Genomic DNA, 25,113 nt, shown 5'->3' on the forward strand with positions numbered 1-25,113 from the left:
GCTTCGCCATTTGTCAACATGACCTACACTCTCAACAAAAAAAGGCCCGTCCAAGGGCGGGCCTTTTGCTGAAATTACCGCAATCCTGCCTTATTCCATGAAGAAGGCAAAGCGGATCACGAACAGCGCCGCCACGATCCAGGTTGCGGCATGCACCTCACGCGCGCGACCGGTCGCCAGCTTGATCGCAGCATAGCTGACAAAGCCGAAAGCCAGACCGTTGGCGATCGAGTAGGTAAAGGGCATCATCAGCGCCGTCAGCACCGCAGGTGCGCTTTCGGTGACATCGCTCCACTGGATTTCCTCGAACTCGCGCACCATCAGACAGGCGACATACAGCAGCGCAGGGGCCGTGGCATAGGCCGGAACCGACCCGGCGAGCGGTGCAAAGAACACCGCAAGCAGGAACAGTACCGCAACGACCAGAGCGGTCAGCCCGGTGCGCCCGCCCGCCTGCACGCCCGAGGCGCTTTCGACATAGGCGGTGGTCGAGCTGGTGCCCAGCATCGAGCCGGCAAGGATCGCGGTCGAATCCGCCATCAGCGCCCGGCTGAGGCCCTTGTTTGTATGGGCTGGTCCCTCGGTCAGCAGGCCAGCGCGCTTGGCGACGCCGATCAGGGTACCGGTCGCGTCAAAGACCTCGACCAGAACCATGACAAGAATGACGTGAAAGATCCCTACGGTCAGCGCGCCTGCAATGTCGAGTTGCAGGAAGGTCGGCATGATCGACGGCGGCATCGACACCACCCCGCCAAAGGTGCTGGCACCCAATGCAATCGACGCAACGGTGATGACCAGAATGCCGATCAGGATCGCCCCGCGCACCTTCAGGGTGTCAAGCGCCGCGATGATGAAAAACCCGGCGATGGCAAGCAGCGTCCCGGTCTGGGTCAAATCGCCCAGACTGACCAGCGTCACAGAGTTGCCAACCACAACACCCGAGCTTTTAAGCGCGATGAGCCCCAGAAACATCCCGATCCCGGCAGCAATGGCACTGCGCATCGAACTGGGGATACCGGCGATCAGCCAGCGCCGGATGCCGGTCACCGACAAGAACAGAAAGACGATGCCCGAGATAAAAACGGCACCCAAAGCCTGCTGCCATGTGAACCCAAGGGTCCCGGCGACGGTAAAGGCGAAAAACGCGTTCAGCCCCATCCCCGGGGCCATACCGATGGGCCAGTTTGCCCAAAGCGCCATGATGGCCGAGCCAAGCGCCGCCGCGAGGCAGGTTGCGACAAAGACCGCATTCCGATCCATGCCGGTCGAAGACAGGATCTCAGGATTGACGAAAATGATATAGGCCATCGTCAGGAAGGTGGTGATCCCCGCGATCACCTCTGTCCTTACGCTGGTGCCATTGGCCGTAAGGCCGAACTGCTTGTCTAGCACGCTACCTTCCCCTGGACTGATACTGGCGCCACTGGCCGTCAGGCCGGATTGCTTGTCTGGCATGGTTCCTCCCATTCGGCGGTTGGCCCGCCGTGCTGGCCAGATTATGCCCCGGCATCTTCAACGAGAATACTGGGTATAGCGACAGAGTTTCAATGGGATGTTGATAAACCCAGATTTTCAAGAAATAATTGGTTCTGTTTTTAGAAAATTAGGGTTGCCTGAAAGGCCGGCAGGGTGATCAGTGCCAAGCAGCCAGAAAACAGGAAAGGAAGCAAGCGATGCGTTACAGCCGCGACATGATCGGTTATGGCGAGCACACGCCTGATGCGAAGTGGCCCGGGAATGCACGGATCGCAGTGCAGATCGTCATCAACTACGAAGAAGGCGGCGAAAACAGCATCGAGCACGGCGACGCGGCCTCTGAAGCTTTCCTGTCCGAAATCATCGGCGCCCAGCCCTGGCCGGGCAAGCGCCACTGGAACATGGAATCCATCTATGACTATGGCGCGCGAGCAGGTTTCTGGCGCCTTCACCGCCTGCTCAAGGACGTGCCGGTAACGGTCTACGGCGTGGCGACCGCGCTGGAGCGCGCTCCCGAGCAGGTCGCGGCCATGCAGGATGCCGGCTGGGAGATCGCGACCCACGGTTACAAATGGATCGATTACAAGGACATCCCGCGCGAGATCGAGGCCGAGCATATCGCCAAGGCGATCGAGCTGCACACCCAGGTAACGGGTGAACGTCCGCGCGGCTTCTATCAGGGCCGGACCTCGATGAACACGGTCGGGCTGGGCTGTGAGGAAGGCGGTTTCGAATACCTTGCCGATACCATAGCCGACGATCTGCCCTATTGGCATGTGCACAAGGGCAAGCCGCAGCTCATGGTGCCCTATACGATGGACGCCAATGACATGCGCTTCTCGTCCGGTCAGGGCTTTGGCACCGGAGTCGAGTTCTTTGACTATCTGCGCGACAGCTTTGACATCCTCTATGCCGAGGGCGTGGCCGGCGCGCCCAAGATGATGTCGATCGGGCTGCATTGCCGTCTGGCGGGCCGGCCGGGCCGCGCCATGGCGATCAAGCAGTTCCTTGAACATGCGCGGGGCCATGAGGGCGTGTGGTTCGCAACCCGGCTCGACATCGCGCGCCATTGGGCCAAAACCCATCCTTATCGGGCCAAACTGCGCCCCTCGCAAATGGGCCGTGAAGAATTCATCGAGCAGTTCGGCGGCGTCTATGAACATTCGCCCTGGATCGCCGAACGGGTGTGGGACGCCGAGATGGGCGCGATCCATGACACACCCGCAGGCCTCGCCGCGCGTATGGCGCAGATCTTTCGTGCCGCAAGCGACGAAGAGCGGCTGGGCGTACTGCTGGCGCACCCGGATCTTGCCGGCAAGCTGGCCGCGGCCAGGCGTCTGACCGAGAGCAGCACCGCCGAACAGGCCAGTGCCGGTCTGGACAGCCTGACCGACGAAGAACGTGCCGAATTCGACCGGCTGAACAGCGCCTATATGGAGAAGCACAGGTTCCCCTTTATCATTGCCGTGCGCGATCATGACAAGCCGGGGATCATGGCCGCAATGCGCCAGCGCATCGACAATGACACGGCGACCGAGCGCGGCGAGGCCGAGCGCCAGGTCTCTCGCATCGCCACGTTGCGCTTGCAGCAGCTGCTGGACGACAACTGAGTCCATGCCGCCCGCGGGTCAGCCGCGGGCGATCACCGACCTCAACGGGGCACGACCCCCGGCGCAACGGAGAGCCATATGACCGCCAAGACCCCGACCTATGCCGGGCCCTTTGCCGGCCTGCCGCCGCAGACCGATCTGACCACCGATACCGCCGTCTTTACCGATGCCTATGCCGTCATTCCGGCAAGCACGATGCGCGATATTGTCACCAGCTTTCTGCCGGGCTGGACTGGCATGCGGATGTGGATGATCGCCCGGCCGCTTTCGGGCTTTGCCGAGACCTTCAGCCAATATATCGTCGAATTGCAGCCGCAAGGCGGCTCAGACCGCCCCGAAGATGACGAAGGGGTTCAGTCCGCGATTTTTGTCACCGATGGCACCATTACCCTGACCATCGACGGCAAGACGCATGAACTGACCCCGGGCGGTTTTGCCTATATTCCCGCCGGCATGGCCTGGTCGGTAAAAAGCGGTGCCGGGACCTCGCGCTTTCACTGGTGGCGCAAACGCTGGCAGGTGGTCGAGGGCCTCTCAAAACCCGATGCGATCATCGCCAATGAGCGCGACATCGCCCCGATCCCGATGCCCGACACCGGCGGCAGCTGGGCGACCACCCGGTTTATGGACCCCGAGGATATGCGTCACGATATGCATATCACCATCGTGACCTTCAAACCCGGCGGCTCGATCCCCTTTGCCGAAACCCATGTCATGGAACATGGTCTGTTTGTGATTGAAGGGAAAGCTGTCTATCGCCTGAACCGCGATTGGGTCGAGGTCGGGCCCGGGGACTTTATGTGGTTACGCGCCTTCTGCCCGCAATGCTGCTATGCCGGGGGGCCGGGAAATTTCCGCTATCTGCTTTATAAAGACGTAAACCGTCACGCGCCGATCTGGAAGTAAGGGGGGGGGGGGGCCCCCCCCCCCCACGCCTTGCCTGCCCTCAACGGGCCGGCAAGGCGTTCCCCCGGGATATTTGGGACACGAAAGAATCTGGCATCAGCTTAGCCAGCGCGCCGGAAAGTCAGGTTGATGCGGGCCGCGCCGGTCAGCGGGTGACTGCCCGGGCGCAAGGTCAGGATACCGTGCCAGTTCAGCCGCGCCACACCACCCCAGACAACGACATCACCGTGATGAAGAGTATGTCTTGCCACCGGATCGCGACGCTCAGGCCCACCGAATTGGAATATCGCGGGCAGACCTAATGAGACCGAGACGATAGGGGCGGTCAGATCCGCTTCATCCCGGTCCTGGTGCAAGCCCATCTTGATCCCCGGAACATAGCGGTTGATCAGGCAGGCATCAGGGTGAAAGTCTGGAAAGCCGGCTTCGGCGGCGGCAGTTTCTGCCAGATTTTGCAGGCTCGGCGGCATTGGAGGCCAAGGTTTTCCGGTCAGCGGGTCCTCGGGTTCATAACGATAGCCACGCCGGTCGCTGATCCACCCCAGAGCACCACAGTTCGTCATCTCGACCCCGATCTGCTTGCCACCCGGGGTCTGCATGTGGCGGAAGGGTGAGATTTCGGCGATCCGCAGCACCTCATGATGAATAGCAGGATCAGCCGCGATGCCGCGCAAAATCATCGCATCAGGCGCGATTGGTTCGTTGCGGCGGGTTCCGAACAGATCTGGCTGCATCTCACGCTTTCACGGGGTTGTGGCTTGGCGCTTGACCTGCTCCCCTTGCGGTGGCTTTCAGATAAGGGTCACTGATAGGACTTATTACCATGTTGCGCCCCATTGCCGCAATCGCACTTGCACTGTTCTGCGCCCTGCCCCTGACGCCCGTGCAGGCGCAGGACCATGATGCAGCCGAAGTCGCGCAGATCAAGGACGCCGTGTTCAACGGCCCGGGACTGCCGATGATGGGAAATCCGCAAGGCGATGCGGTGCTTGTCGAGTTTTCGGATTACAATTGCGGTTTCTGCCGCAAGAACGCCCCACAGGTAGCAGCGTTGCTGAAGGCCGAACCCAAACTGAAACTGGTGGTGCATGAGATCCCGATCTTTGGCGAGGGTTCGCGTTTTGCGGCCAAGGCCGCGCTGGCCGCGCAAGCCCAGGGCAAATACCCCGAGTTTCACCGCGCATTAATGGCGATGCGTGGACGGGCCGAAACCGCCTCGGTTCTGCGTGTGGCGCGCGAGGTCGGGCTGGATGTCGAGAGGTTGCGGCGCGACATGCGCGCACCCGAGATCACCGAGAGAATCGAGCGTTCGCTGGCGCTGGCCGATGAGATCGGATTAGTCGGCACGCCCAGCTTTATCGCCGGTGACCGGGCAATCTTTGGTTATCTGTCCAAGGACGAACTGGCCGGGCTGGTCGCCGAGGCGCGCGCCGGGAAATAGCGCGCGCGCTTTGGCCTTAGGTGCGGATATCGACGCCAAGATGTTTGGCGACGGTAAAGATATCCTTGTCGCCCCGCCCCGAGAGGTTCACCACCATGATGTGATCCTTGGGCAGGCCGGGCGCAATCTTGATGGCATGGGCGAGCGCATGGCTGGGCTCAAGCGCCGGGATGATACCTTCGAGCCGGCACATGGCCTGGAACGCCTCAAGCGCCTCGTCATCAGTGACGCTGACATATTCGGCACGGCCCTTTTCCTTGAGCCAGGCGTGCTCGGGCCCGATGCCAGGATAGTCGAGACCGGCGCTGATCGAATGACCTTCGAGGATCTGGCCTTCGTCGTCCTGCAAAAGATAGGTCCGGTTGCCATGCAGCACGCCAGGGCGACCACCGGTCAGGCTGGCGCAATGCTGCATGCGCTCATCGACGCCCTTGCCGCCGGCCTCGACCCCGATGATGCGGACCGAATCGTCGTCGAGGAATGGGTGAAACAGCCCCATCGCGTTCGAACCGCCGCCGATTGCCGCCACGAGACTGTCTGGCAAGCGCCCCTCGCCCTCTTGCTCGGCAAGCTGCCAGCGGGTTTCGCGGCCGATGATGCATTGGAAGTCGCGCACCATGCCCGGATAGGGATGCGGACCGGCAACCGTGCCAATGCAATAGAACGTGTCGCGCACATTGGTCACCCAATCGCGCAGCGCATCGTTCATTGCGTCCTTGAGCGTCCCACGCCCCGAGGTCACCGGCACCACCTCTGCTCCGAGAAGCCTCATCCGGAATACGTTCGGCGCCTGACGCTCAACGTCATGCGCCCCCATGTAAACGATACACTTCAGGCCAAAGCGCGCGCAGACCGTCGCGGTCGCAACACCGTGCTGGCCCGCTCCGGTTTCGGCAATGATCCGGGTCTTGCCCATACGACGCGCAAGCAGGATCTGACCCAGAACGTTGTTGATCTTGTGGCTGCCGGTGTGGTTCAGTTCTTCGCGCTTGAGATAGATCCTAGCACCACCCAGCTCTTCGGTCAGCCGGGGGGCGAAGTAAAGCGGGCTCGGGCGACCGACATAATGCTTCCACAGATCGTCCATCTCGGCCCAAAAGGCGGGATCATCCTTGGCACGCTTGTATTCGGCCTCAAGGTCGAGGATCAGCGGCATCAGGGTTTCGCTGACGAAGCGGCCGCCGAAGATGCCAAAGCGGCCCTGTTCGTCCGGGCCGTTCATGAAGCTGTTGATGAGATCTTCGGCCATGGCTCTCCTCGGGCGTGGTCGGTGAATAGGCGGGCAAAAGAAAATCCCGTCAAAGGGATTTCTTATATCCGATATGAGAGGGGGTAAAGCCGAGCCCGTCATAGAAGCGATGAGCATCGCTGCGGCGGCGGTTCGTGGTGAACTGCAAAAGCGTACAGCCCGCCACCCGCGCGCGGCTTTCGGCATCGCCGATCAGGGCCGCGCCGATTCCCTGCCCACGCAGAGCCGAACTCACCCGCACACCCTCGATCTGAGCGCGGCGGGCAGCGGAAAGCGATAGACCCGAGATAAAGGTAATCTGGTAGCAGGCGACCACCTCGCCGCCATACACCCCGACGATCAGTTGATTCGCGCCCTCGGCCCGCATCGCCTCCCATGCTGTGAAATAGGGGGTAAGATCGGCGCTTTCACGGTCCCTGCCCAGCATGTCATCGCGCAAAAGCGCGACCACTGCGGGAACATCTTCGCGGTGTGCCTCACGGAAGGTGACTCCGCCGCTCATAGGATCGGCGCTGTGGCGCGGGCGATAAAGCGGCGAATGCGATCGGGGTCCTTGACGCCCGGCGCGCTTTCAACGCCTGAAGAAACATCGACACCCTGGGCGCGGGTCAGCCTGATCGCCTCGGTCACATTCTCGGGCGTCAGACCGCCAGCAAGCAGCCAGGGCTTAAGCATCTGGCGCCCGACCAGCAACCGCCAATCAAAAGCAAGACCATTCCCGCCCGGCAGCACCGCATCCTTGGGCGCCTTGGCGTCGATCAGCAGCATGTCCGAAACCAGACCATAGTCCCAGATCCGGTCAAGGTCCTGCGGCCCCGAAACACCAATCGCCTTCATCACTGGCAGACCGGTGCGGGACCTGATCCCGGCCACGCGGTCGGGGGATTCGCTACCATGCAACTGGATCAGGTCCAGCGGCACATGAGCAAGCACCCGATCAAGCGCCGCATCATCGGGATCGACGAACAGCCCGACTTTGGCCACCCCCATCGGCACCTGTATGGCCAAAGCGGCAGCCGCCTCGGGCGTTACATGGCGCGGGGATTTCTCAAAAAAGACAAAGCCGACATAGCGCGCGCCAGCCTCAATGGCGGCGGCGAGTCCCTCGGCTTCGGTCAGGCCGCAGATCTTGACGGATACGCCCATCGGATCAGCGCGGCGCGGGCAGGGTCGTTGCGGCTGCGGCCGGTGCGGCGGGCTGGTGCGACGGCTCATCAAGGATCGCCAGCACCTCATCGCGCGGCGCGGCATGGGTGCGGCGCAGATCGCCTACCTCACGCTGCAACTGCGCCAGATTCTGCGCGCGGCGGTTCGATTCGGCCCGCAAACGCGCCTCGCGCAGCCACTCCCAGACAAGGCCAACCAGCACGCCAAAGACCATGGCAAGGAACAGCGCCACAAAGGCCGGCATGGTCAACGACCAGGTGCCACCGGTAAAGCGGGCGAATTGCGCGGGCAGCAGGCTGACAGTCACCGGCTCACGGTTGGCTGCAGCAAGCAGCATCAACACGAGGGCCAGTACGACGAAAAAGGAAATCCGGATCACGCGCATGCCTTGAACCCCCGAAAAGATTGTCGCCGGCAATCTGGCCTATTCGGAGGAGCCGTTCAACCGTTCGCGCAGCAGTTTGCCAGTCTTGAAGAAGGGGACATGCTTTTCATCGACGCTGACCGCCTCTCCGGTACGGGGGTTACGGCCCTGACGCGCCTCGCGTTTTTTCACGGAGAATGCGCCAAACCCACGCAGTTCGACCCGGTCGCCACGCGCCATCGCCTCGATGATCTCCTCGAAGACCGTGTTGACGATCCGTTCAACGTCGCGCTGGAACAGATGGGGGTTTTCTTCTGAGATTTTCTGGATCAGTTCGGATCGGATCATTGCGGTTCCTGAATCTGGTGTTCCAACAGCTTCCTGCCGCCTGTGCCTGGATCAGACGTCACGGCATTCAATCTCAGAACGCCTGGCGGCCGGTTTGGTTGCGTCCTTTCAAGACTTTATCGTTCATTCGGCAGATATGCGCAATGAAAAGCGCCCCCGGAGCGATCCGGGGGCGCAATGAATGGCCATCTATGGCCTGTATCGGTCTTAGTTGCGGCCTTTGAGGGCGGCACCCAGGATATCGCCCAGCGAAGCGCCCGAATCCGAGCTGCCATACTGTTCGACGGCTTCTTTTTCTTCGGCGATTTCGCGCGCCTTGATCGACAGGCCCAGACGGCGGGTCTTGGTGTCGATGTTGGTGACGCGGACATCAACCTTGTCGCCAACCTGGAAGCGTTCGGGGCGCTGGTCCTGACGGTCGCGGGCGAGGTCCGAACGACGGATGAAGGACTTCATGCCGTTGTATTCGACCTCGATGCCGCCATCTTCGATCGCCGTCACGGCGACGGTGATGACCGAGCCACGCTTGACGCCTTCGACAGCCTCGGCCATCGCGTCGTTTTCAAGCGCTTTGATCGAGAGCGAGATGCGCTCTTTCTCGATGTCAACTTCCTGAACGACGGCTTTCACCACATCGCCCTTGCGGAAGTCCTGGATGGCTTCCTCGCCGCGGGTATCCCAGCTGATGTCCGAAAGGTGGACCATGCCGTCGATATCGCCTTCGAGGCCAACGAACAGACCAAATTCGGTGATGTTCTTGACTTCGCCTTCGATGACGGTGCCGACCGGATGGGTTTCGGCAAAGACTTCCCACGGGTTGCGCATGGTCTGCTTGAGACCCAGGCTGACGCGACGCTTGGCTTCGTCGATCTCCAGCACCATGACGTCGACTTCTTGCGAGGTCGAGACGATCTTGCCGGGATGGACGTTTTTCTTGGTCCAGCTCATCTCCGAAACGTGGACCAGGCCCTCGACACCGGCTTCCAGCTCGACGAAGGCGCCGTAGTCGGTGATATTGGTCACACGGCCAGTGTGAACCGAACCGATCGGGAATTTGTCGGCAACGGTATCCCACGGGTCGGCCTGAAGCTGTTTCATGCCCAGGCTGATGCGGTGGGTTTCCTTGTTGATCTTGACGACCTGGACCTTGACGGTCTCGCCGATCGACAGGATCTCGGACGGGTGGTTGACGCGGCGCCAGGCCATGTCGGTAACATGCAGCAGGCCGTCAACACCGCCCAGATCAACAAAGGCACCATATTCGGTGATGTTCTTGACAACACCCTCGACGGTCTGACCTTCGCTGAGGTTGGCGATGACCTCGGCGCGCTGTTCGGCGCGGCTTTCTTCCAGAATGGCGCGGCGCGACACGACGATGTTGCCACGGCGGCGATCCATTTTCAGGATCTGGAAGGGCTGCTTCAGACCCATCAGCGGGCCGGCGTCACGCACCGGGCGCACATCGACCTGGCTGCCCGGCAGGAAGGCCACGGCACCGCCCAGATCAACAGTGAAGCCACCCTTGACGCGACCAAAGATAGCGCCTTCGACGCGCTCTTCCGCAGCATAGGCTTTTTCCAGACGATCCCAGGCTTCTTCGCGGCGAGCTTTCTCGCGGCTGATGCTGGCTTCGCCACGGGCGTTCTCGACGCGATCCAGATAGACCTCGACTTCGTCGCCGACGGCAATGCTCGGCGCTTCGCCGGGATTTGCAAATTCTTTCAGATCGACGCGGCCTTCCATCTTGTAGCCGACATCGATGATGGCCTGGCCCGCCTCGATGGCGATGACCTTGCCTTTGACGACCGAGCCCTCTTCGGGCGTGTCGATGGTGAGGCTTTCGTTCAGGAGGGCCTCGAATTCCTCCATGGTCGCTTTAGCGCACATATATGATACAGTTTCCTTTACGATCATTGCTGGCCATGCGGTTGGCTCCGCCGGTCTTTTTGTAGACGCCGGGATAAGCGCAAAGGGTCGCGGCATACGCCCGACCCTGTTGAAGCAGCCTGTTCTGGCCCCATCACTTATCCTGACGGGCGCGATATAGCCTTCATTCGGCTTTGTGGCAAGCGTCGAGGCCCTTAAAACTCGCGCGAATTTCCCTATCAAGCAGCGCAACCAGCTCTGCTGCAGGCATCGCACGGGCACGGAAAGCGCCCGTCCCGGCCCATTGAGCGGCATAATCCGACCCGCCCGCCAGCGCATGCAACCGCTTTGACGCGTCATAGACGATCGGATAGTCAGGCAGCGTCGGCGCCGCTGCCTTGCGCCCCAATTCGGTCAGCCGGTTGGCAATCCCGCGCGCCGGACGGCCTGAAATCGCCCGTGTCATTACCGTATCGCCGGGTTTCGCCGAACCCAGCCGGGCACGATAGGCGTCATTCGCGGCCGCTTCCGGACAGGCCACGAAAGCCGTGCCCATCTGCACTGCAGCTGCCCCGGCTGTAAGGAAACGCGCAGCCTCATGCCCGTCCATGATCCCGCCCGCGGCTATGACCGGCAAGCCAAGGTCTAGCAGGTCATGCAGCAATGCCCGGGTGGTCTGCTGCGCGTCAGGCCCATCAGGGTCAAAGATACCGCGGTGGCCCCCTGCCTCATATCCCTGAGCGACGATCAGATCGAGCCCGGCTGTACGGATCGCCAGCGCCTCGGCACGCGAAGTTGCGGTCGCGGCAAGCGTCGCGCCGCTGTCGCGCAATGCGGTGATGCGATCGGCCGAGGGCAGACCAAAATGAAAGCTGACTACAGCCGGACGCGCCTCAAGCACCGCGCCCAGCATCTCATCATCCTCAAGAAAGCTGCGATAGATCTCTTCGATCCGGGCCGGTGGCTCTGCCCCGAAACGGCGAAACTCGGGCGCAAGATAGTCAAGCCATGCTGTCTCTCGTGCCGGATCGGCCTTGGCGGGACGGTGGCAAAACAGATTGACACCGTACCGGTTCGAGCCCAGCCGTTCACACGTTTCAGCCATCATCGCAGCAGCCTGCCCGGCATTCGAGGCCCCCAGCCCCAGCGAACCCAGCCCCCCTGCCCGGCTGACCTCAGCGGCAAGGTGCGGCGTGGCAGTGCCTGCCATCGGTGCCTGAATGACCGGAACGGTCAGGTCAGGCAGCTGAAAACGCGCGCTCACGCGCCAGCCTCTTTCGCGCAGGTGATGGCGCGGGTCACGGCGTCGTCAATGCTCATTTCGCTGGTATCCAGCAACACCGCATCTGGTGCCGGGCGCATTGGCGCCACGGCACGGGCGGCGTCGCGGGCGTCACGTTCGCGCAGCTCACGCAGCATCTGCGCCTCATCCGCGCCCAGCTCCTTTGCCCGGCGGCGGGCACGGATCTCATCATTTGCGGTTACGTACAGCTTTAGCTCGGCATCCGGGCAAATCACCGTGCCAATATCGCGGCCATCCAGCACCGCGCCGGGCTCACTGCGGGCAAAGCGGCGCTGGAATTCCACCAACGCGGCGCGCACCTCGGGGATCGCAGCAACACGGCTTGCAGCCTGCCCGGCCCTGGCACTGCGCAGATCATCGCGCGCCAGATCATCGGGCGTCAGACTGCGGGCGGCAGCGACCGGATCGCCACCTTTCGCCCCAACCGCGCGATAAAGCAGCCCGGTATCAAGATGGGCAAAGCCGAAATGATGCGCAAGAGCGCGCGCAATAGTCCCCTTGCCCGAGGCGGCAGGTCCGTCAATGGCGATGGTAAAGGGCATCTGTCCTCGGCGTCTGACAGCGGAAGAGGTGACCCGGCCCTGCCTCGCACCCGGCCCTATAAGGCCAGAGAACCGCCGCTCCATACCGTCGCGACCGAAGCAACCGCCGGACGGCTGCCCGTCCGCAACTGGATCTTGGTGCCGGTTACGAGATCGAACAGGCGGCCTTCTGACCAGAGAACCAGCAGACAGGACGCTAACTCGGCGCAACCGGCAGGTTTTTCCTGCAGACGAAACGTAAACGAATCGTGAGCTCGGAGCGGCAGATTACCACCCCGGACTATCCCCGCAAGATCGCGCCGGGACGTGTCCGCCCGAGAGGCAGTCTCGATCCCAGGGAATGTTGCTGTTTTCAGCGCAGGATCCCGGCTGGCTGCGCCTGTTCAGGTCAGGAAAGAAAATAACGGCAGCGCCGAGGGTTAAGATTTGCAGTCACCGCCCAGGTACATCATCCTAAAGTATGAGTTGTATAAATTGTGCAAAACTGACCAAATACAATCTGTAGTTAAATGGTAGTATGTTATTCCCTTGCACGGGCGGTCCTTCGGGACCGCCCGTTACGGTTTCGGGCAGATCCCTTTCCATTTGAAAGGAGCGGTCACTGGCAGCTTTCCGCCATCGCCCGGATTCGTGATGCAACCGATCGCGACTTTGAAAGTATATCCTCCACAAGCTCCCATGGAGGACCAAGATGAAGCTGGCACCTATCCTTATCAGCGCCCTGACTATTGCCGTGTTCAGCACCACCCCCGTCACTGCAGACCCCGGCCGCGGGCACGGTAAAGGCCGGCACACCCATCATCACAAGCATGACGAGCATAAGGGCGGACACCGCACGCATGCCCGCTATGTTGCCGACTGCCCCCCCGGTCTGGCCAAGAAAAGCCCGGCCTGCATTCCTCCGGGGCAGGTTGGCAAACGCTATGGTACCCGCATTGGCGATACGCTGCGTGTCCGTGATTACATGCTGATCCGCGACCTTGATCGCTACGGTTTGGAGCAGCGCAGAGGCTGGAACTACTACCGCGACGATGGCCGGATCTATCGCGTCGACAGCGGTACGCGGAAAATCCTCGCAGTGCTGAATCTGATCGACGCCTTTGCGAACTGATCCGGAGCGCCACGCCCTGCAACCGACATCGCCCCGCCGCAAACGCGGGGCATGAAAACAACATATGGCGACACCATCTTCACCATAAGCGGCGAGGAAACCCTTTGGGTCAGCGACGTGACTGGCGTGGGACAGGCTGGTGGCGTCGGTCTGCCGCCGAGGTTCCATGCCTGCGACTAGTTCTGCGCCTGTGTCCGGGGCTGATAGCTTACAGTTGGTGAAGGCCGCGATCGAACGTTTCGACGGTGCGCCGATAGTGAGCGCCACCGGTGGTCGGATGACTTCAAGGCGCAAGCAGGCGCGGCGACACTGGGGCCGGGTATGAACGTTTCGGCGCTGGCGCGCCGTCTGGGAATTTCGCCGCCGCAGCTGTTCGGCTGGCACAAGACCTTTCTGAAGAAGCAGGAAGCAGACATCACGGCGGGCACACCAACACCGCTGGTGGAGATCGTGGTGGGCGAGGTGTTGATCCGAGTCGGTGCCGAGCTTCGCCGTATCCTGCTTGCGTTACGCTCGACATGACGCTGTCGGGCGTGCAGGTCTATCTGGCCAGCGGACCTGTGAACTTTCGGAGAGGACCGGACAGCCTGCTGTCGCTGGTGCGCGATGAAGGCCGCGACCCGTTCAGTCGCACACTTTACGTGTTCCGTACGAAGCGGGCGGGCCGGGTCAAGATCGTCTGGTGGGATGGCCGCGGCCTGTACCTGTTTGCGAAGCGGCTGGAGAAGTCCCCGTTCCGCTGGCCGCGGACAGGGCCTGTCCGGGGGCGGCTCAACCACGCCCGGCTGATGGCACTGCTCGACGGGCTGGACAGGAAGCGGATGCGGCCCGTGCCGGTGAAAACGCCTGTATTTGCTGGCTGATCAGTCCGCGGCAAAGTGAATCACGCCGCCCGGGAAGGTCTATCAACAGAGGCATGGCGCGGCGGGGTGTGCTATCCTCTGGGGCATGCGCGCTGATGATCTTTCCCTGCCCGATAACATGGACCTTCTCAAGGCCATGGTCCGCACCATGGCGGAGAAGACGTCCGTGCCGGAGAAAGAGAATGCGGCGCTTAAAGCGCGCAGCCTCGATGCCGACGCGCGGATCACGCGGTTGATGCAGATCCTGAAGGCCTATGCCCGGTCCCGGTTCGGGCGCCGTTCAGAGAAGCTGGGCGCTGCGGGCGGCAGAGCCGGCGAGGAGGCGCCGCAATCCGTCGTCTTCCAGGAGACCGAAACCGGCATCGCCGCCCCGCAGGCGCAGACGGGGCACGGGCGAGAAGCGGGCACCGCGACCGCGCAAGGGCTTCCCGCCCCATCTTGAGCGGATCGAAGTGGTGATCGAGCCCGAGGACCTGCCCGAACATGTAAACCGAGAGAAGGTGCTGATCGACGAAGACATCTCGGAGCGGCTGGATATTATCCCGGCAAAGTTCCGTGTCATCGTGACCCGCCGCCTGAAATATGCGTTCAAGGGGTGGGACGGTGTCATCCAGGCGCGCTTGCGCCGGCCCACATCATCGAAAGCGGCTTGCCGACCGAGGTGCTGCTGGCCCAGATCGCAATCTCCAAATATGCCGACGACCTGCCACTGTTCCTGCAGGAGAGGATTTATGCCCGCGACCGGGTGGAGATCGACAGGCGGCAAATAGCGCAGTGGATGGGCCGGGTCAGCTTCGAACTGGAGATCCTTGCCGCGCATGTGATGGGCGAGGCTCTGAAGGGCCCGCGCGTCTTTTCCGATGAGACGAGCCTTCCGACCCTTGCACCCGGAACAGGTGCCGTGAAGAAGGCTGGCTCTGGGCCTATGCCCGCGACGACAGCACCTTTGGCGGTAGCGGGCCGCCCATGGTTGCCCACCGCTTCGAGGACAGCCGATCCGGAGAATGCGTTCGCCGACATCTCGGCGGTTACGGCGGCATTCTGCAGGTGGACGGATATGCTGCCTGCAATCAGCTCGTCCGCAAGGATGGATGGAGGCAATGATGGCCCGCGCCTCGCTGGATGTTGGGCCGGCGCTTCTATAAGCTCCACACCGCCGGGGACAGCCAGGTCGCCACCACCACGATCGGATGCATGGCTGATCTGTGGAAGCTCGAGGCCGAAGTGCGCGGCCAACGTACCAAAGCGCGTGCGGCGTCGCGGCCAGGCCATATCCGCTCCCATCGTCACCGGGCTGTTCACCCTCTGGCAGCAGACCCTGCCGCGTATCTCGGGCAAGTCGAAGCTGGCCGAGCCCATCCGCTACGCAATTGCAAGGCGTGAGATCTTCGAGCGCTTCCTGACCGACAGCCTCATCGAACCCGACTCCAACATAGTCGAGCGAGCAATCAGGCCACAGACCATCATCCACAAGAACATCCTCTTCGCCGGATCGGACGGCGACGGCCGGACATGGGCCATCATCGCCACCCTTCTGCAGACGAGCAGGATGAACAATGTCGACCCAGCGGCGTGGCTCACCCAGACCCTTGGGCGCATCGCCAACCAATGGTCAAGCGCCGAAATCGACGCCCTCATGCCTTGGAACCATAGGCCCTGAACGGCCTCAACTCCCCGCTTACCAGAAAGGAATCGGCGAGATCTGATCCAGCACCTACCCGCCAGAAGCCCTCCCCAGATAGATGAGCTGGTATCGCAGCCGCAAAGTGCGATTCCCCGGCACCGGGAACGACTGCGATGCCACAATTGCGGCGCCGAAGGCCCTGGCGGCCGAGTTGGAGGTTGAGGCTTCCGAGAAGTGACGGGCACGGCCTCATTGCTGACCAACCAGTCCAGAATCACTCGCCGACCAAGGTCTGCACAGCACGAGAAATCAATCCCTGGGTGATCAAACGCCGCACACCTCATCCCTGAGGATACTGAACTTTGGCAGGAAACTAACTATTTTATATACAAATCAGACTTGGGAGCCCCTTGGAATTTCCAATTCTATCCGCATAAAATTACATTATATTCCTTTAAAATCATACTACTATTTTTGGTTCTAAGAAAAATTGGCGTGAGTATTGCGAGCACCGCCCACCAGCAAGAACAGCCCGATACCTATACTTGTACAGGTCTATGGAACGGTCTATTGTAGTATTGCCTACTGTGGTGGTTAGGCATCTGTGGCGGTGGTCTCATGATTGCGACCGCCGCCCATTTTTTTACCGTAGCCGGCGCTCCCGCAAACCGGCTTTCGTTTCCCAAAACGGGACCGTACGCACCCCGGAGTCGGCGAGTTGCGCGGGCCCATGCTCTTGCCAATCCAATAACATGTCAGGGGCAGTGTTGAGCGGATTAAGCAAGACAGGCGACTCTGCCCAGCCAAAACGCCCGTCGGCCTCACTCGCCTGCAGACGCATGGCCCAACTTATTCCAGATCGGCAAAGCAGTAATACTGCCGTGCCGATTCGGGCACAAATGGCGAAATATGCACCGGAGTGAACCGGGCCTGCGCCGCCAGAAGTTCAGCACATCTTTCAGCGCGGCCCGACCTAGCCCAGACGCTATAATCATGCCAAGAAACCTTCCTTGTCTGACGCTTGAAGCTGGGTGATCGGCGAAACTGACTTCGCAATGCGGCTTTGTGCGGGGATAAAGGTCTCCGTGCTGCGTGAACGATGCATCAGAACTTTCAAATTTGGCCGAATGTTCGGCGTTGCACTTGAGAGTTCGGTATTCTGATAACATTACAACAAGTTAAATATCAGAAGATCCGTGCCCACCATTCGTAGAACTTTCAAGCGATTCCTTTGGCTGGCTCCGCGGCTATTCAGATTGGCTTGCGGAACCGCGCGGCCGCCGCCCTTGCGGATCATCTGACTGTTCAGGACCCGAGTACCGCCCAATATCAACTGGGCGCTGCTTCCTGCTTTTCGCGCGCGCCTGCAACTTCAGCCAAGCAGAAGAGGCGCATGTCTGCCAAAGACTGGAGGGCTTCCGACACCTCCCTTCCACCATCTGCAACCAAAGCAGAGAACTCTTCTTTCTGTTCGCATATCCGTAATACCGCCTTTGCCTGGTCGTCTTGAAGCAATTTTTTCTGCTTGGGCTGTCCGTATGTCAGCGAGCGCATCATTGGCGATATATGCCACAAACGGCGCTGGCTTGGTGTATCCGCTGGAGCCATTCTTGCCCTCGATCATGCCACAAATATAGGCGTTATCTTGGGATAAGGGGGCATCAATGGTCAGGACATCGGATAACCGCGCCGCAGATCAAACACTGTGGCGGCGGGTCAGCTTTGACAGAGAAAATTTTTCCTGTTCTACTGGACTCCCCTTGGCGGCTGCGGCGGTTGTGGTCGCTGCAACACCATTTGATTTGCTGCCAAAATCCGTGTCGAACACTGCAAAAATTTGTGTCCCGCTACAGCGCATGCTATCAATCATCAGGCTGGCCGAGGCTGGATGCACGGACGCCGAAATTCAGGCGATCACCAACCAGTCTGCGCAGACCGTCTGCCTATTATCGCAAGCGCGGCAATCGAAAGAAGCTGTCACGGGCAGCGATGGAACGGAACGGGGGCAGAACATGACTGTGGGAAACATTTTCCCGAGGCATCAACACTTCCACGCAACCCATTGATTTTATGGTGCCGGTTGCAGGAATCGAACCCGCGACCTTCTGATTACAAATCAGCTGCTCTACCTGCTGAGCTAAACCGGCATCCTGCCTGACGAGATAGCGCCAGACGAGCACGGGTGCAAGCATGCCTGTCTATATCATGTCTTTATAACCCGCGCACCCGCTTCACCTGCCGCTCTACCCTCCACACATGCTCACACCCAAAGCTGCCGAGTCCAGACTATTCGTAACAAACATCACCCGGCGACGTTCCGCAGCAGCAAACGCAGTCCAGCAAAGTCGTGTTCACAACAGCCCTCATGTTTCTGACCAGCAAACATATCGCATGCAAATCCCAATTTTCGGTTAACAAGCTCGGTCGAGCGCCGATTTTCTGATCCATCCCGCCGTCTTATCATCACGTGGGGCTTGCATTTGCAACGCAAACAGACTATCTCGCGCGCACTTCACAGGCGGGGTCGGGCCTCAGGGGGAGACATCCCCTGGCGGTCCACCGGTTGGGGAAACCCTTGATACCCCGCCAAGGCGCAAACCGGAAAGGACTTGGACATGGCGCTGCCCGATTTCTCCATGCGTCAGCTGCTGGAAGCTGGCGTTCACTACGGCCACCAAACTCAGCGGTGGAACCCCCGCATGGCCCCCTATATCTATGGGGACCGTAACGGTATTCACATCATCGACCTGACCCAGACCGTCCCGATGCTGGACGCGGCGCTGCAGGTCGTGCGCGACACCGTTGCCAAAGGCGGCCGGGTTCTCTTTGTCGGGACCAAGCGGCAGGCCCAGAAAGCCGTTGCCGAAGCTGCCGAAAAATCGGCGCAATACTATATGAACCACCGCTGGCTGGGCGGCACCCTGACCAACTGGAAGACCGTCTCGCAGTCGATCCAGCGCCTGAAAGCTCTGGACGAGACGCTGTCCTCGGGCGCCGAAGGCCTGACCAAGAAAGAGCGTCTGCAGATGGAGCGCGAGCAGGCCAAACTGCAAGCCTCGCTGGGTGGCATTCGCGAAATGGGCGGCCTGCCCGATCTGCTGTTCGTCATCGACGTGAACAAGGAAGACCTGGCCATCGCCGAGGCGAAAAAGCTGGGCATCCCGGTCGTTGCCGTTGTCGATACCAACTGCTCGCCCGTTGGCGTGGACTATATCATCCCGGGTAACGACGACGCTTCGCGCGCCATCGCTCTGTACTGCGATCTGGTGAGCCGCGCGGCTCTCGACGGCATGACCGCCCAGATGGGTGCGGCGGGCGTGGACCTTGGCGCTCTGGAGGCCTCGATCGAAGAAGATCTGGCCGGCGAAAGCACCGAGGAAGCTGCCGAAGCCTGATCGGCCCGCCCGGCGGCAGGCCGCCGGAAATCCCCGAAAGGGGTTCACGGAACATTCATCAGGCGGGGATAAGCCCCGCCTGACGCATTGAAAAAGCAAGGAGACACCCCGATGGCTATCACCGCTGCGATGGTGAAAGAGCTGCGCGAAACGACCGGCGCGGGCATGATGGACGCCAAGAAGGCGCTGACCGAAACCAATGGCGACATGGAAGCCGCTGTCGACTGGCTGCGCACCAAAGGCCTGGCCAAAGCCGCCAAAAAATCGGGCCGCGTCGCTGCCGAAGGTCTGGTTGGCGTTGCCGTTCGCGACGGCCGCGGTGTCGCTGTTGAGCTGAACTCGGAAACCGACTTTGTTGCCAAAAACGCCGAGTTCCAGCAACTCGTGCGCGAAATCGCCAACGTCGCTCTGGACACTGCGACCGATGTCGAGGTGTTGAAAGCCACGCATCTGAACGGTCGCCCGGTCGAAGAGGTTCTGACCGATGCCATCGCCCGCATCGGCGAGAACATGACCCTGCGCCGGCTGCACGTTCTGGAAGGCGACACCATCGTGTCCTATGTTCATAACGCTGCTGCCGAAGGCATGGGCAAAATCGGCGTGCTGGTCGCGCTGAAAGGCAACAAGGCCAAGGCGCAGGAAGTCGGCAAACAGATCGCGATGCACATCGCGGCGACCAACCCGGCCTCGCTGTCCGAGGCCGATCTGGACGCCTCGCTGGTCGAGCGTGAAAAGGCCGTCCTGTCCGAGCAAGCTCGCGAATCGGGCAAGCCCGAAGCGGTGATCGAGAAAATGATCGAAGGCCGGATGAAGAAATTCTTTGAGGAAGTGACCCTCCTCGGCCAGAAATTCGTCATCAACCCCGACGTGACCGTTGCTGAAGCCGCTAAAGAGGCCGGACTGGAAGTGACCGGTTTTGCCCGCGTCGTGGTCGGCGAAGGCATCGAGAAGAAAGAAGAGGATTTCGCCGCCGAGGTCGCCAAGACCCGCGCTGGCGCCTGATCCTACCCCTTCGACCCAAAAGGAACGCCGGCCCTTGTGGCCGGCGTTCTTCTATCTCTTAGCCCGCCCCTTCCCCTCTAGTTACCCCGGCTGGGTGCCCGGGTCAGCCGCATGGGCGGCAGGCGAGAGGAAAGGCTCCACGGGTGTAACTGGCCCGGCTCATCATTGCTGGCCTTTGCCTTTTCGTTGCCTTTTGTCATGCAGGGCTCGCGCCGTTCTGAAAATATCTGCCTGCGCCGCATCGCCAGCAGAACTGCCTGAGCAGTTGTTCTTGCACCCAGCGCCTTGCGTGTCAGACGCAAATGCTTTTCGACCGTGGCCGGGGCGACCTCCAGCAAGTCGGCGATTTCTTGTGTGGTCCGCCCGCTCGAGATGCATTCAAGCACCTCGCGTTGGCGCAATGTCAGGACATCCTGGGGTTCTGCATAAGGCAGCGTCGACAAGCGCAGATGGACAAGCCCGGTCAGCGCCTGGATCAGCCTGCCCCGCTGGGTCCAGAGCTGATCCAGCTCATGCTGCGACATCCCCGGCTTTCCGCTGAGAAGAACGCCCCCGCGACGGCGCTTGATCCCATCGCCCAGACCAAGGCCATAACCTGCGACATGGCCATGCCGCGCAAAAAGATCCAGCGCGCGCTCTTCCCGGGGGCTGAGCAAGCCCTCAAGCCGCCGCCGATGGATCCAGTCCCAGCTATCGCAGCCCGGGTTTTCAACCAGCCATAGATACATGGGCATACTGTCAAACAGCCCAAGGTCGACCAGTTCTTCCAGCAAGGACCCGTCATAACTGGACAACAGGACACTGTCGTCGATCATCCGCCGGGACGTGCTGTCGAGGATCCGCGTCCCGTAATACAAGACATTGGGAAAGCCCAGGTCGGTCAAGCGCGCGACATAGTATTCCCAGACGACTTGCGCTGAGCGGGCCTCGAGCATCTCCTCGACATCTTGCAGTATTTCCATCGTGCGATGTTCTTCCTGAAAAGCTTCTCGAACAAATTGCAGCAAGGCGGATGGTTTAAAATAGTATTGCTAAAATCCCGCATTGTTCAATGCATGACGCACAACCGGAAAGATTGACGGCGGGTAAAACCAATGAGTTCAGATTGAACGCGATGCGTATTTCGTTAACCAAACATGAAAACCGCGCCGCGCTACAGGAAGCTCTCATCCTCCGGCTGAAACCTGCGACCAGAGGTTTTCCACAGCAGTTTTGGGGGCTACTGTGCTCCGAAACGATTGAGGAGTTCCAGGCAGATGCAGATCGCGTTTCATTGCGGGGTTCACGGCACAGACCACGACCGCATGATCAAGACACTTTCACAAAACCGTGATTGGCTTTTGCGCAACGGAATCGAACCGGTAACTCCGAACAGGCATCGTGAAGTATTCAGGGATGTCCTGTTCTCGCTGCGTGGTCAGGCGGCGACACCTGAAATGGAACAGGTGATGCTGGATGCTTTGCTTGAATCAGATGAGCCAGAGCGGATCATCTTCAGTACCGCCCATTTTCTAGGCAAGGCGATCCGGGCGCTTTCCCCGCAGGGACTTTATGTATCAGCGGGGGAAAAGATGGTGGCGCTGGCCAATCTGTTCCCCAGTGCCGAGGTCGAATTCTTTATTGCAATCAAGAACCCGGCGACGCTGATTCCCTTTGTCCTGTCGCGGGAACCAGGCAGCACCTACGCAGATCTGATGAATGGAATCGATCCCGAGGCGATGCGTTGGGCTCCGGCCATTCAGCGCATTCAGGCCGAGCTTGGCGGGCGGCGACTGGTCGTCTGGTGCCACGAGGATACGTCGCTGATCTGGCCCGAGGTGGTGCGCTGTATTTCGACCATGCCGGCAGATGTGCCGCTGCGGGCCGGGTTGCAGATCCTGGGCGATATCATGCACGCTGACGGCATCCGGATGGTCAAAGAAGCACTGGCTCAGGAAACCGATCTGACCGTTGAAAGCCGCCGCCGCATCTTTAGCGCCGCGCTTGAAAAACATGCCCTGCCCGATCAGATTCATGTCGAGGTGAGCCTGCCCGGCTGGACGCAAGAGATGGTGGACCGCATCACCGCCGCGTATGATCAGGACATCGCTGAAATCGCGGCCCTGCCCGGTATCGAATTCATCACGCCATAATGAAAAAGGCGCCGGAGATCCGGCGCCCTGCCCTTTGCGCTCAGACCATGCCAAGCGCGGCTTTGTACATTTCCAGGATCGCTTCCTCTTCGGCGATGTCGTCCTTGTCGCGTTTGCGCAGCGCGATCACCTTACGCATCACCTTGGTGTCGTAACCGCGGGCCTTGGCCTCGGCCATCAACTCTTTTTGCTGTTCGGTCACGTCCTTCTTTTCCGCCTCGAGCTGCTCGTACTGCTCGATGAACTGGCGCAGTTCGCCGGCGGCGATGCCATAGGCGTTGTCGTCCTGCATGTTCCGCTCCTTGAGGTTTTGGCGCGGGTCTAGGCGGTCTTGCGGGCGGGTGCAATCGCCGCTACGCCATCGCCGGCAGACGGAGGCGAAAACATGACGATCTGGGACGGGCTGATCTGGAGCGGAACCGCATTGACCGTGGTCGGGCTGATCGCGCTGGCATGGTGTATCATAACCGCCGCACGGGCCAAGGCGCGGATCACGGACGATGCCGAGATGCGGGCCGCCATGCGCAAGGTCGTAGCCGTCAACATGGCGGCGCTTGCCGCCTCGGTTCTGGGACTGATGCTCGTCGTTCTGGGCATCATGCTGGACAGCTAAGATGCGCGCCCTGATCCAGCGCGTGCTTGAAGCCGAGGTAAAGGTCGGGGGCGAAGCCATCGGCCGCATCGGCCATGGACTGTTGGTCCTTGTCTGCGCCATGCGCGGAGATCCGGATGACGCCGCCGAAAAGCTGGCCTCGCGAATTGCCAGGCTGCGCATCTTTCGCGACGAGGCCGGCAAGATGAACCGCTCGGTTCAGGATATCGGAGGCTCGGTTCTGGTCGTCAGCCAGTTCACCCTTGCCGCGGACACCCGCACCGGAAACCGCCCCGGGTTTTCCTCTGCCGAGGTCCCCGAACGGGGCGAGGCGCTGTATCTGCGCTTTGCCGAGGCGTTGCGTACGCTTGGTCTGCCGGTTGAAACAGGCTCATTCGGCGCGGATATGCAGGTGTCGCTGATCAACGACGGTCCGGTGACGATCTGGATGGATTCGGCTGATCGCGCTTGACTTTCGTGGGGCCAGCCCTCATTTGCGAAACGTTGCCGCCCGCTGCCGCGTGAGCAGCCGGCGCCTTATGCGCCAGGTCGGCAACATATCCTCCGGTTTCCCATTCACGCGGGGAGGCTTGCGGGCTTTGCCGTATCGCGCCCGCCCCTCGCAACCTGTCACGCAATCTGCGTGGCCCCTGCCATGCGCGCCGATACGCGGGCGACCTGGCTGAAAGACGTTATGACTAACGAATCCTTCCGTACGAACCGTCCGGGCAACCCCCGTGGCCCGCGCGCCGGCAAACCGCATTTCCGTGGTGGTAAACCCGGTGCCTCTCATCGCCGCCATCAAAGCGAGCCGGAAGAAAAGTTCATCCGCCGCGCCATCCCCGAGATCGACACCCCCTTCACCCGGATGGGGATCGATCCGCGCGTGGCGATCAACCTGTCGGGACTGGGGATCGAAAACCCCTCACCCATTCAGGAAAAATCCATTCCTGCGATCGTCGAGGGTCGCGACCTTTTGGGCCTTGCCCAGACCGGCACCGGCAAGACGGCGGCTTTCGGCCTGCCGATGCTGACCCGGCTGCTGAACATCGGCCGCAAACCCGAACCGCGCACCTGCCGCGCCCTGATCCTTGCGCCCACGCGCGAGCTTGCGACGCAGATTGCCGAGAATATCGACAACTATGCCATCGGCACCCCGATCCGGCAGTACCGCGTCGTGGGCGGCGCCTCGATCAACGTTCAGGTCCAGCGCCTTGAACGCGGCGTCGATGTGCTGATTGCAACGCCGGGCCGCCTGATCGACCTTATCGACCGCGGTGCCATTGACCTGTCGCAGACCAGATATCTGGTGCTGGACGAGGCCGACCAGATGCTGGACATCGGCTTTATCCACGCGCTGCGTCGCATCGCCAAGATGCTGCCGCGCGAACGCCAGACGCTGCTTTTCTCGGCCACCATGCCTAAGCTGATGGAAGAGCTGGCCGACAGCTATCTGACCGATCCCGTGCGCGTTGCCGTGAACCCGCCCGGTCAGGCCGCTGAAAAGATTGAACAGGGCGTGCATTTCGTCAATCAGGGCGACAAGGCGACGCTGCTGGCAGAATATCTGTCAAAGCACCGCGACGAGCTGGCCATTGTCTTTGGCCGCACCAAGCACGGGTCGGAAAAGCTGTCGAAACTGCTTGAGAAATGGGGCTTTAAGGTCGCAGCCATCCACGGCAACAAAAGCCAGGGTCAGCGCGAGCGCGCCTTGGCCAGCTTCCGTGCCGGTGACACCAAGGTTCTGGTGGCGACCGATGTGGCGGCACGCGGCCTCGATATCCCCGAGGTGGCGCATGTCTATAACTATGACCTGCCGAACGTGCCTGAAAACTATGTGCACCGCATCGGCCGCACTGCCCGCGCCGGACGTGACGGGCGCGCCATCGCCTTCTGCTCTCCTGCCGAGATCGGAGAACTGCGGGCCATCGAAAGGGCAATGAAGGCCAAAATCGCCATTGTGGGTGGTGAAGAGCCCTTTGAGGCCGCCAAGATTCGCGAACGGGGCGGCCCGGCCGGACGCCCTCAGGGTGCTGGCGCGGCACGCAAACGTCCCGCGCGTCGGCCCTCGCGCGCGCCGAAAGCCGCTCAACGGGCCTGACCGGCCCCTGGGACAGGCCGC

28 protein-coding genes, 1 tRNA gene and 2 pseudogenes are annotated in these 25,113 nt (G+C 61.1%); 17 read left to right on the forward strand and 14 right to left on the reverse strand.

Going from position 1 to position 25,113, the window contains the following annotated elements; translation table 11 throughout:
- Nucleotides 1-90: 90 nt before the first annotated feature.
- Nucleotides 91-1,392 carry an NCS2 family permease gene (locus PARACOCCUSGL_RS0112970; protein WP_010397286.1) on the reverse strand — a complete coding sequence of 434 codons (1,302 nt, stop codon included), beginning with the start codon at nucleotides 1,390-1,392 and terminating at the stop codon, nucleotides 91-93.
- A 281-nt stretch (nucleotides 1,393-1,673) separates the two neighbouring features.
- Between PARACOCCUSGL_RS0112970 and puuE the strand changes: the two genes are divergently transcribed.
- Both puuE and PARACOCCUSGL_RS0112980 read left to right on the forward strand, forming a co-directional pair.
- Complete coding sequence (gene puuE / locus PARACOCCUSGL_RS0112975) at nucleotides 1,674-3,086, forward strand: allantoinase PuuE (protein ID WP_010397288.1); 1,413 nt, start codon at nucleotides 1,674-1,676, stop codon at nucleotides 3,084-3,086.
- 78 nt (nucleotides 3,087-3,164) lie between these two features.
- Nucleotides 3,165-3,992, forward strand: a complete 828-nt coding sequence (locus PARACOCCUSGL_RS0112980) for a bifunctional allantoicase/(S)-ureidoglycine aminohydrolase (RefSeq protein ID WP_010397290.1) — start codon at nucleotides 3,165-3,167, stop codon at nucleotides 3,990-3,992.
- A gap of 101 nt (nucleotides 3,993-4,093) precedes the next feature.
- Here PARACOCCUSGL_RS0112980 and alkB read toward each other — a convergent pair whose 3' ends face one another.
- Entirely contained in the window at nucleotides 4,094-4,726 is a 633-nt protein-coding gene (gene alkB, locus PARACOCCUSGL_RS0112985) for a DNA oxidative demethylase AlkB (protein ID WP_010397291.1), read from the reverse strand.
- Nucleotides 4,727-4,815: 89 nt separating this feature from the next.
- Here alkB and PARACOCCUSGL_RS0112990 point away from each other — a divergent pair, with 89 nt between their 5' ends.
- Entirely contained in the window at nucleotides 4,816-5,433 is a 618-nt protein-coding gene (locus PARACOCCUSGL_RS0112990) for a DsbA family protein (protein WP_010397294.1), read from the forward strand.
- Between the two features lie 16 nt (nucleotides 5,434-5,449).
- Here the strand turns inward: PARACOCCUSGL_RS0112990 and trpB are convergent, their stop codons facing one another.
- From trpB to PARACOCCUSGL_RS0113030, 8 genes are all read right to left on the reverse strand, one after another.
- Complete coding sequence (gene trpB / locus PARACOCCUSGL_RS0112995) at nucleotides 5,450-6,682, reverse strand: tryptophan synthase subunit beta (protein ID WP_010397296.1); 1,233 nt, start codon at nucleotides 6,680-6,682, stop codon at nucleotides 5,450-5,452.
- A gap of 49 nt (nucleotides 6,683-6,731) precedes the next feature.
- Nucleotides 6,732-7,184, reverse strand: coding sequence for a GNAT family N-acetyltransferase (locus PARACOCCUSGL_RS0113000; RefSeq protein WP_010397299.1), 453 nt, complete (start codon nucleotides 7,182-7,184; stop codon nucleotides 6,732-6,734).
- Complete coding sequence (locus tag PARACOCCUSGL_RS0113005) at nucleotides 7,181-7,828, reverse strand: phosphoribosylanthranilate isomerase (RefSeq protein ID WP_010397302.1); 648 nt, start codon at nucleotides 7,826-7,828, stop codon at nucleotides 7,181-7,183. Before PARACOCCUSGL_RS0113005 ends, PARACOCCUSGL_RS0113000 begins: the two co-directional genes overlap by 4 nt.
- Before the next feature lie 4 nt (nucleotides 7,829-7,832).
- Nucleotides 7,833-8,234 carry a LapA family protein gene (locus tag PARACOCCUSGL_RS0113010; RefSeq protein ID WP_040602072.1) on the reverse strand — a complete coding sequence of 134 codons (402 nt, stop codon included), beginning with the start codon at nucleotides 8,232-8,234 and terminating at the stop codon, nucleotides 7,833-7,835.
- A gap of 39 nt (nucleotides 8,235-8,273) precedes the next feature.
- Entirely contained in the window at nucleotides 8,274-8,561 is a 288-nt protein-coding gene (gene ihfB / locus PARACOCCUSGL_RS0113015; RefSeq protein ID WP_010397307.1) for an integration host factor subunit beta, read from the reverse strand.
- A 207-nt stretch (nucleotides 8,562-8,768) separates the two neighbouring features.
- Nucleotides 8,769-10,448, reverse strand: a complete 1,680-nt coding sequence (gene rpsA / locus PARACOCCUSGL_RS0113020; RefSeq protein WP_010397309.1) for a 30S ribosomal protein S1 — start codon at nucleotides 10,446-10,448, stop codon at nucleotides 8,769-8,771.
- Between the two features lie 163 nt (nucleotides 10,449-10,611).
- Nucleotides 10,612-11,691, reverse strand: a complete 1,080-nt coding sequence (locus PARACOCCUSGL_RS0113025; protein ID WP_010397312.1) for a nitronate monooxygenase family protein — start codon at nucleotides 11,689-11,691, stop codon at nucleotides 10,612-10,614.
- The gene (locus PARACOCCUSGL_RS0113030; RefSeq protein ID WP_010397313.1) at nucleotides 11,688-12,272 is read right to left on the reverse strand and encodes a d(CMP) kinase; all 585 of its coding nucleotides are present in this window, start codon (nucleotides 12,270-12,272) and stop codon (nucleotides 11,688-11,690) included. The genes PARACOCCUSGL_RS0113025 and PARACOCCUSGL_RS0113030 overlap by 4 nt, the downstream gene beginning before the upstream one ends.
- Nucleotides 12,273-12,963: 691 nt before the next feature.
- Between PARACOCCUSGL_RS0113030 and PARACOCCUSGL_RS0113035 the strand changes: the two genes are divergently transcribed.
- From PARACOCCUSGL_RS0113035 to PARACOCCUSGL_RS22615, 7 genes and pseudogenes are all read left to right on the forward strand, one after another.
- Nucleotides 12,964-13,383 carry a hypothetical protein gene (locus PARACOCCUSGL_RS0113035; RefSeq protein WP_010397315.1) on the forward strand — a complete coding sequence of 140 codons (420 nt, stop codon included), beginning with the start codon at nucleotides 12,964-12,966 and terminating at the stop codon, nucleotides 13,381-13,383.
- Between the two features lie 273 nt (nucleotides 13,384-13,656).
- Nucleotides 13,657-13,905, forward strand: a pseudogene (locus PARACOCCUSGL_RS20635) (transposase); the annotation flags it as partial.
- Complete coding sequence (gene tnpB, locus PARACOCCUSGL_RS0113050) at nucleotides 13,902-14,246, forward strand: IS66 family insertion sequence element accessory protein TnpB (protein WP_010397322.1); 345 nt, start codon at nucleotides 13,902-13,904, stop codon at nucleotides 14,244-14,246. The pseudogene PARACOCCUSGL_RS20635 and the gene tnpB, both read left to right, overlap by 4 nt.
- 85 nt (nucleotides 14,247-14,331) lie before the next feature.
- The gene (locus PARACOCCUSGL_RS22600) at nucleotides 14,332-14,688 is read left to right on the forward strand and encodes a hypothetical protein (RefSeq protein WP_255348783.1); all 357 of its coding nucleotides are present in this window, start codon (nucleotides 14,332-14,334) and stop codon (nucleotides 14,686-14,688) included.
- 58 nt (nucleotides 14,689-14,746) lie between these two features.
- A complete protein-coding gene (locus tag PARACOCCUSGL_RS22605) occupies nucleotides 14,747-15,016 on the forward strand; it encodes an IS66 family transposase zinc-finger binding domain-containing protein (RefSeq protein WP_255348784.1) in 270 nt (89 codons plus the stop codon).
- Nucleotides 14,908-15,350 (forward strand): annotated as a pseudogene (locus PARACOCCUSGL_RS22610) (transposase). Before PARACOCCUSGL_RS22605 ends, PARACOCCUSGL_RS22610 begins: the two are co-directional and overlap by 109 nt.
- The gene (locus PARACOCCUSGL_RS22615) at nucleotides 15,334-15,906 is read left to right on the forward strand and encodes a transposase (protein WP_254901070.1); all 573 of its coding nucleotides are present in this window, start codon (nucleotides 15,334-15,336) and stop codon (nucleotides 15,904-15,906) included. Before PARACOCCUSGL_RS22610 ends, PARACOCCUSGL_RS22615 begins: the two are co-directional and overlap by 17 nt.
- A 1,293-nt stretch (nucleotides 15,907-17,199) precedes the next feature.
- Here the strand turns inward: PARACOCCUSGL_RS22615 and PARACOCCUSGL_RS0113070 are convergent.
- Nucleotides 17,200-17,478 (reverse strand): hypothetical protein, encoded by a 279-nt coding sequence (locus PARACOCCUSGL_RS0113070; RefSeq protein WP_138918347.1) that lies wholly within the window; start codon nucleotides 17,476-17,478, stop codon nucleotides 17,200-17,202.
- Nucleotides 17,479-17,534: 56 nt separating this feature from the next.
- On the opposite strand from PARACOCCUSGL_RS0113070, the gene PARACOCCUSGL_RS21805 reads away from it, so the two are divergent.
- Complete coding sequence (locus PARACOCCUSGL_RS21805; RefSeq protein ID WP_138918348.1) at nucleotides 17,535-17,936, forward strand: hypothetical protein; 402 nt, start codon at nucleotides 17,535-17,537, stop codon at nucleotides 17,934-17,936.
- A 5-nt stretch (nucleotides 17,937-17,941) separates the two neighbouring features.
- Here the strand turns inward: PARACOCCUSGL_RS21805 and PARACOCCUSGL_RS0113080 are convergent.
- A tRNA-Thr gene (locus tag PARACOCCUSGL_RS0113080) sits at nucleotides 17,942-18,017 on the reverse strand.
- A 468-nt stretch (nucleotides 18,018-18,485) separates the two neighbouring features.
- Between PARACOCCUSGL_RS0113080 and rpsB the strand changes: the two genes are divergently transcribed.
- Complete coding sequence (gene rpsB / locus PARACOCCUSGL_RS0113085) at nucleotides 18,486-19,265, forward strand: 30S ribosomal protein S2 (protein ID WP_010397331.1); 780 nt, start codon at nucleotides 18,486-18,488, stop codon at nucleotides 19,263-19,265.
- Nucleotides 19,266-19,376: 111 nt separating this feature from the next.
- Nucleotides 19,377-20,267 carry a translation elongation factor Ts gene (tsf, locus tag PARACOCCUSGL_RS0113090; protein ID WP_010397333.1) on the forward strand — a complete coding sequence of 297 codons (891 nt, stop codon included), beginning with the start codon at nucleotides 19,377-19,379 and terminating at the stop codon, nucleotides 20,265-20,267.
- A 77-nt stretch (nucleotides 20,268-20,344) separates the two neighbouring features.
- On the opposite strand, the gene PARACOCCUSGL_RS0113095 is transcribed toward tsf, so the two are convergent.
- Nucleotides 20,345-21,229: a LuxR family transcriptional regulator gene (locus PARACOCCUSGL_RS0113095; RefSeq protein ID WP_010397335.1), complete on the reverse strand. Its 885-nt coding sequence runs from the start codon at nucleotides 21,227-21,229 to the stop codon at nucleotides 20,345-20,347.
- 294 nt (nucleotides 21,230-21,523) lie between these two features.
- Between PARACOCCUSGL_RS0113095 and PARACOCCUSGL_RS0113100 the strand changes: the two genes are divergently transcribed.
- Nucleotides 21,524-22,399, forward strand: a complete 876-nt coding sequence (locus PARACOCCUSGL_RS0113100; RefSeq protein WP_010397337.1) for a hypothetical protein — start codon at nucleotides 21,524-21,526, stop codon at nucleotides 22,397-22,399.
- A 40-nt stretch (nucleotides 22,400-22,439) separates the two neighbouring features.
- On the opposite strand, the gene PARACOCCUSGL_RS0113105 is transcribed toward PARACOCCUSGL_RS0113100, so the two are convergent.
- On the reverse strand, nucleotides 22,440-22,691 hold the full coding sequence (locus PARACOCCUSGL_RS0113105; RefSeq protein ID WP_010397340.1) for a DUF2312 domain-containing protein: 252 nt from the start codon (nucleotides 22,689-22,691) through the stop codon (nucleotides 22,440-22,442).
- Nucleotides 22,692-22,784: 93 nt separating this feature from the next.
- Between PARACOCCUSGL_RS0113105 and PARACOCCUSGL_RS0113110 the strand changes: the two genes are divergently transcribed.
- The 3 genes from PARACOCCUSGL_RS0113110 (at nucleotide 22,785) to PARACOCCUSGL_RS0113120 (ending at nucleotide 25,092) form a co-directional block, all read left to right on the forward strand.
- A complete protein-coding gene (locus tag PARACOCCUSGL_RS0113110) occupies nucleotides 22,785-23,012 on the forward strand; it encodes a hypothetical protein (protein ID WP_010397343.1) in 228 nt (75 codons plus the stop codon).
- Nucleotide 23,013: 1 nt separating this feature from the next.
- Nucleotides 23,014-23,463 carry a D-aminoacyl-tRNA deacylase gene (gene dtd / locus PARACOCCUSGL_RS0113115; protein ID WP_010397345.1) on the forward strand — a complete coding sequence of 150 codons (450 nt, stop codon included), beginning with the start codon at nucleotides 23,014-23,016 and terminating at the stop codon, nucleotides 23,461-23,463.
- 183 nt (nucleotides 23,464-23,646) lie between these two features.
- Nucleotides 23,647-25,092 (forward strand): DEAD/DEAH box helicase, encoded by a 1,446-nt coding sequence (locus PARACOCCUSGL_RS0113120; protein WP_010397348.1) that lies wholly within the window; start codon nucleotides 23,647-23,649, stop codon nucleotides 25,090-25,092.
- Nucleotides 25,093-25,113 lie beyond the last annotated feature (21 nt).

The organism is Paracoccus sp. TRP (assembly GCF_000185925.1).
Taxonomy (GTDB): Bacteria; Pseudomonadota; Alphaproteobacteria; order Rhodobacterales; family Rhodobacteraceae; genus Paracoccus; species Paracoccus kondratievae.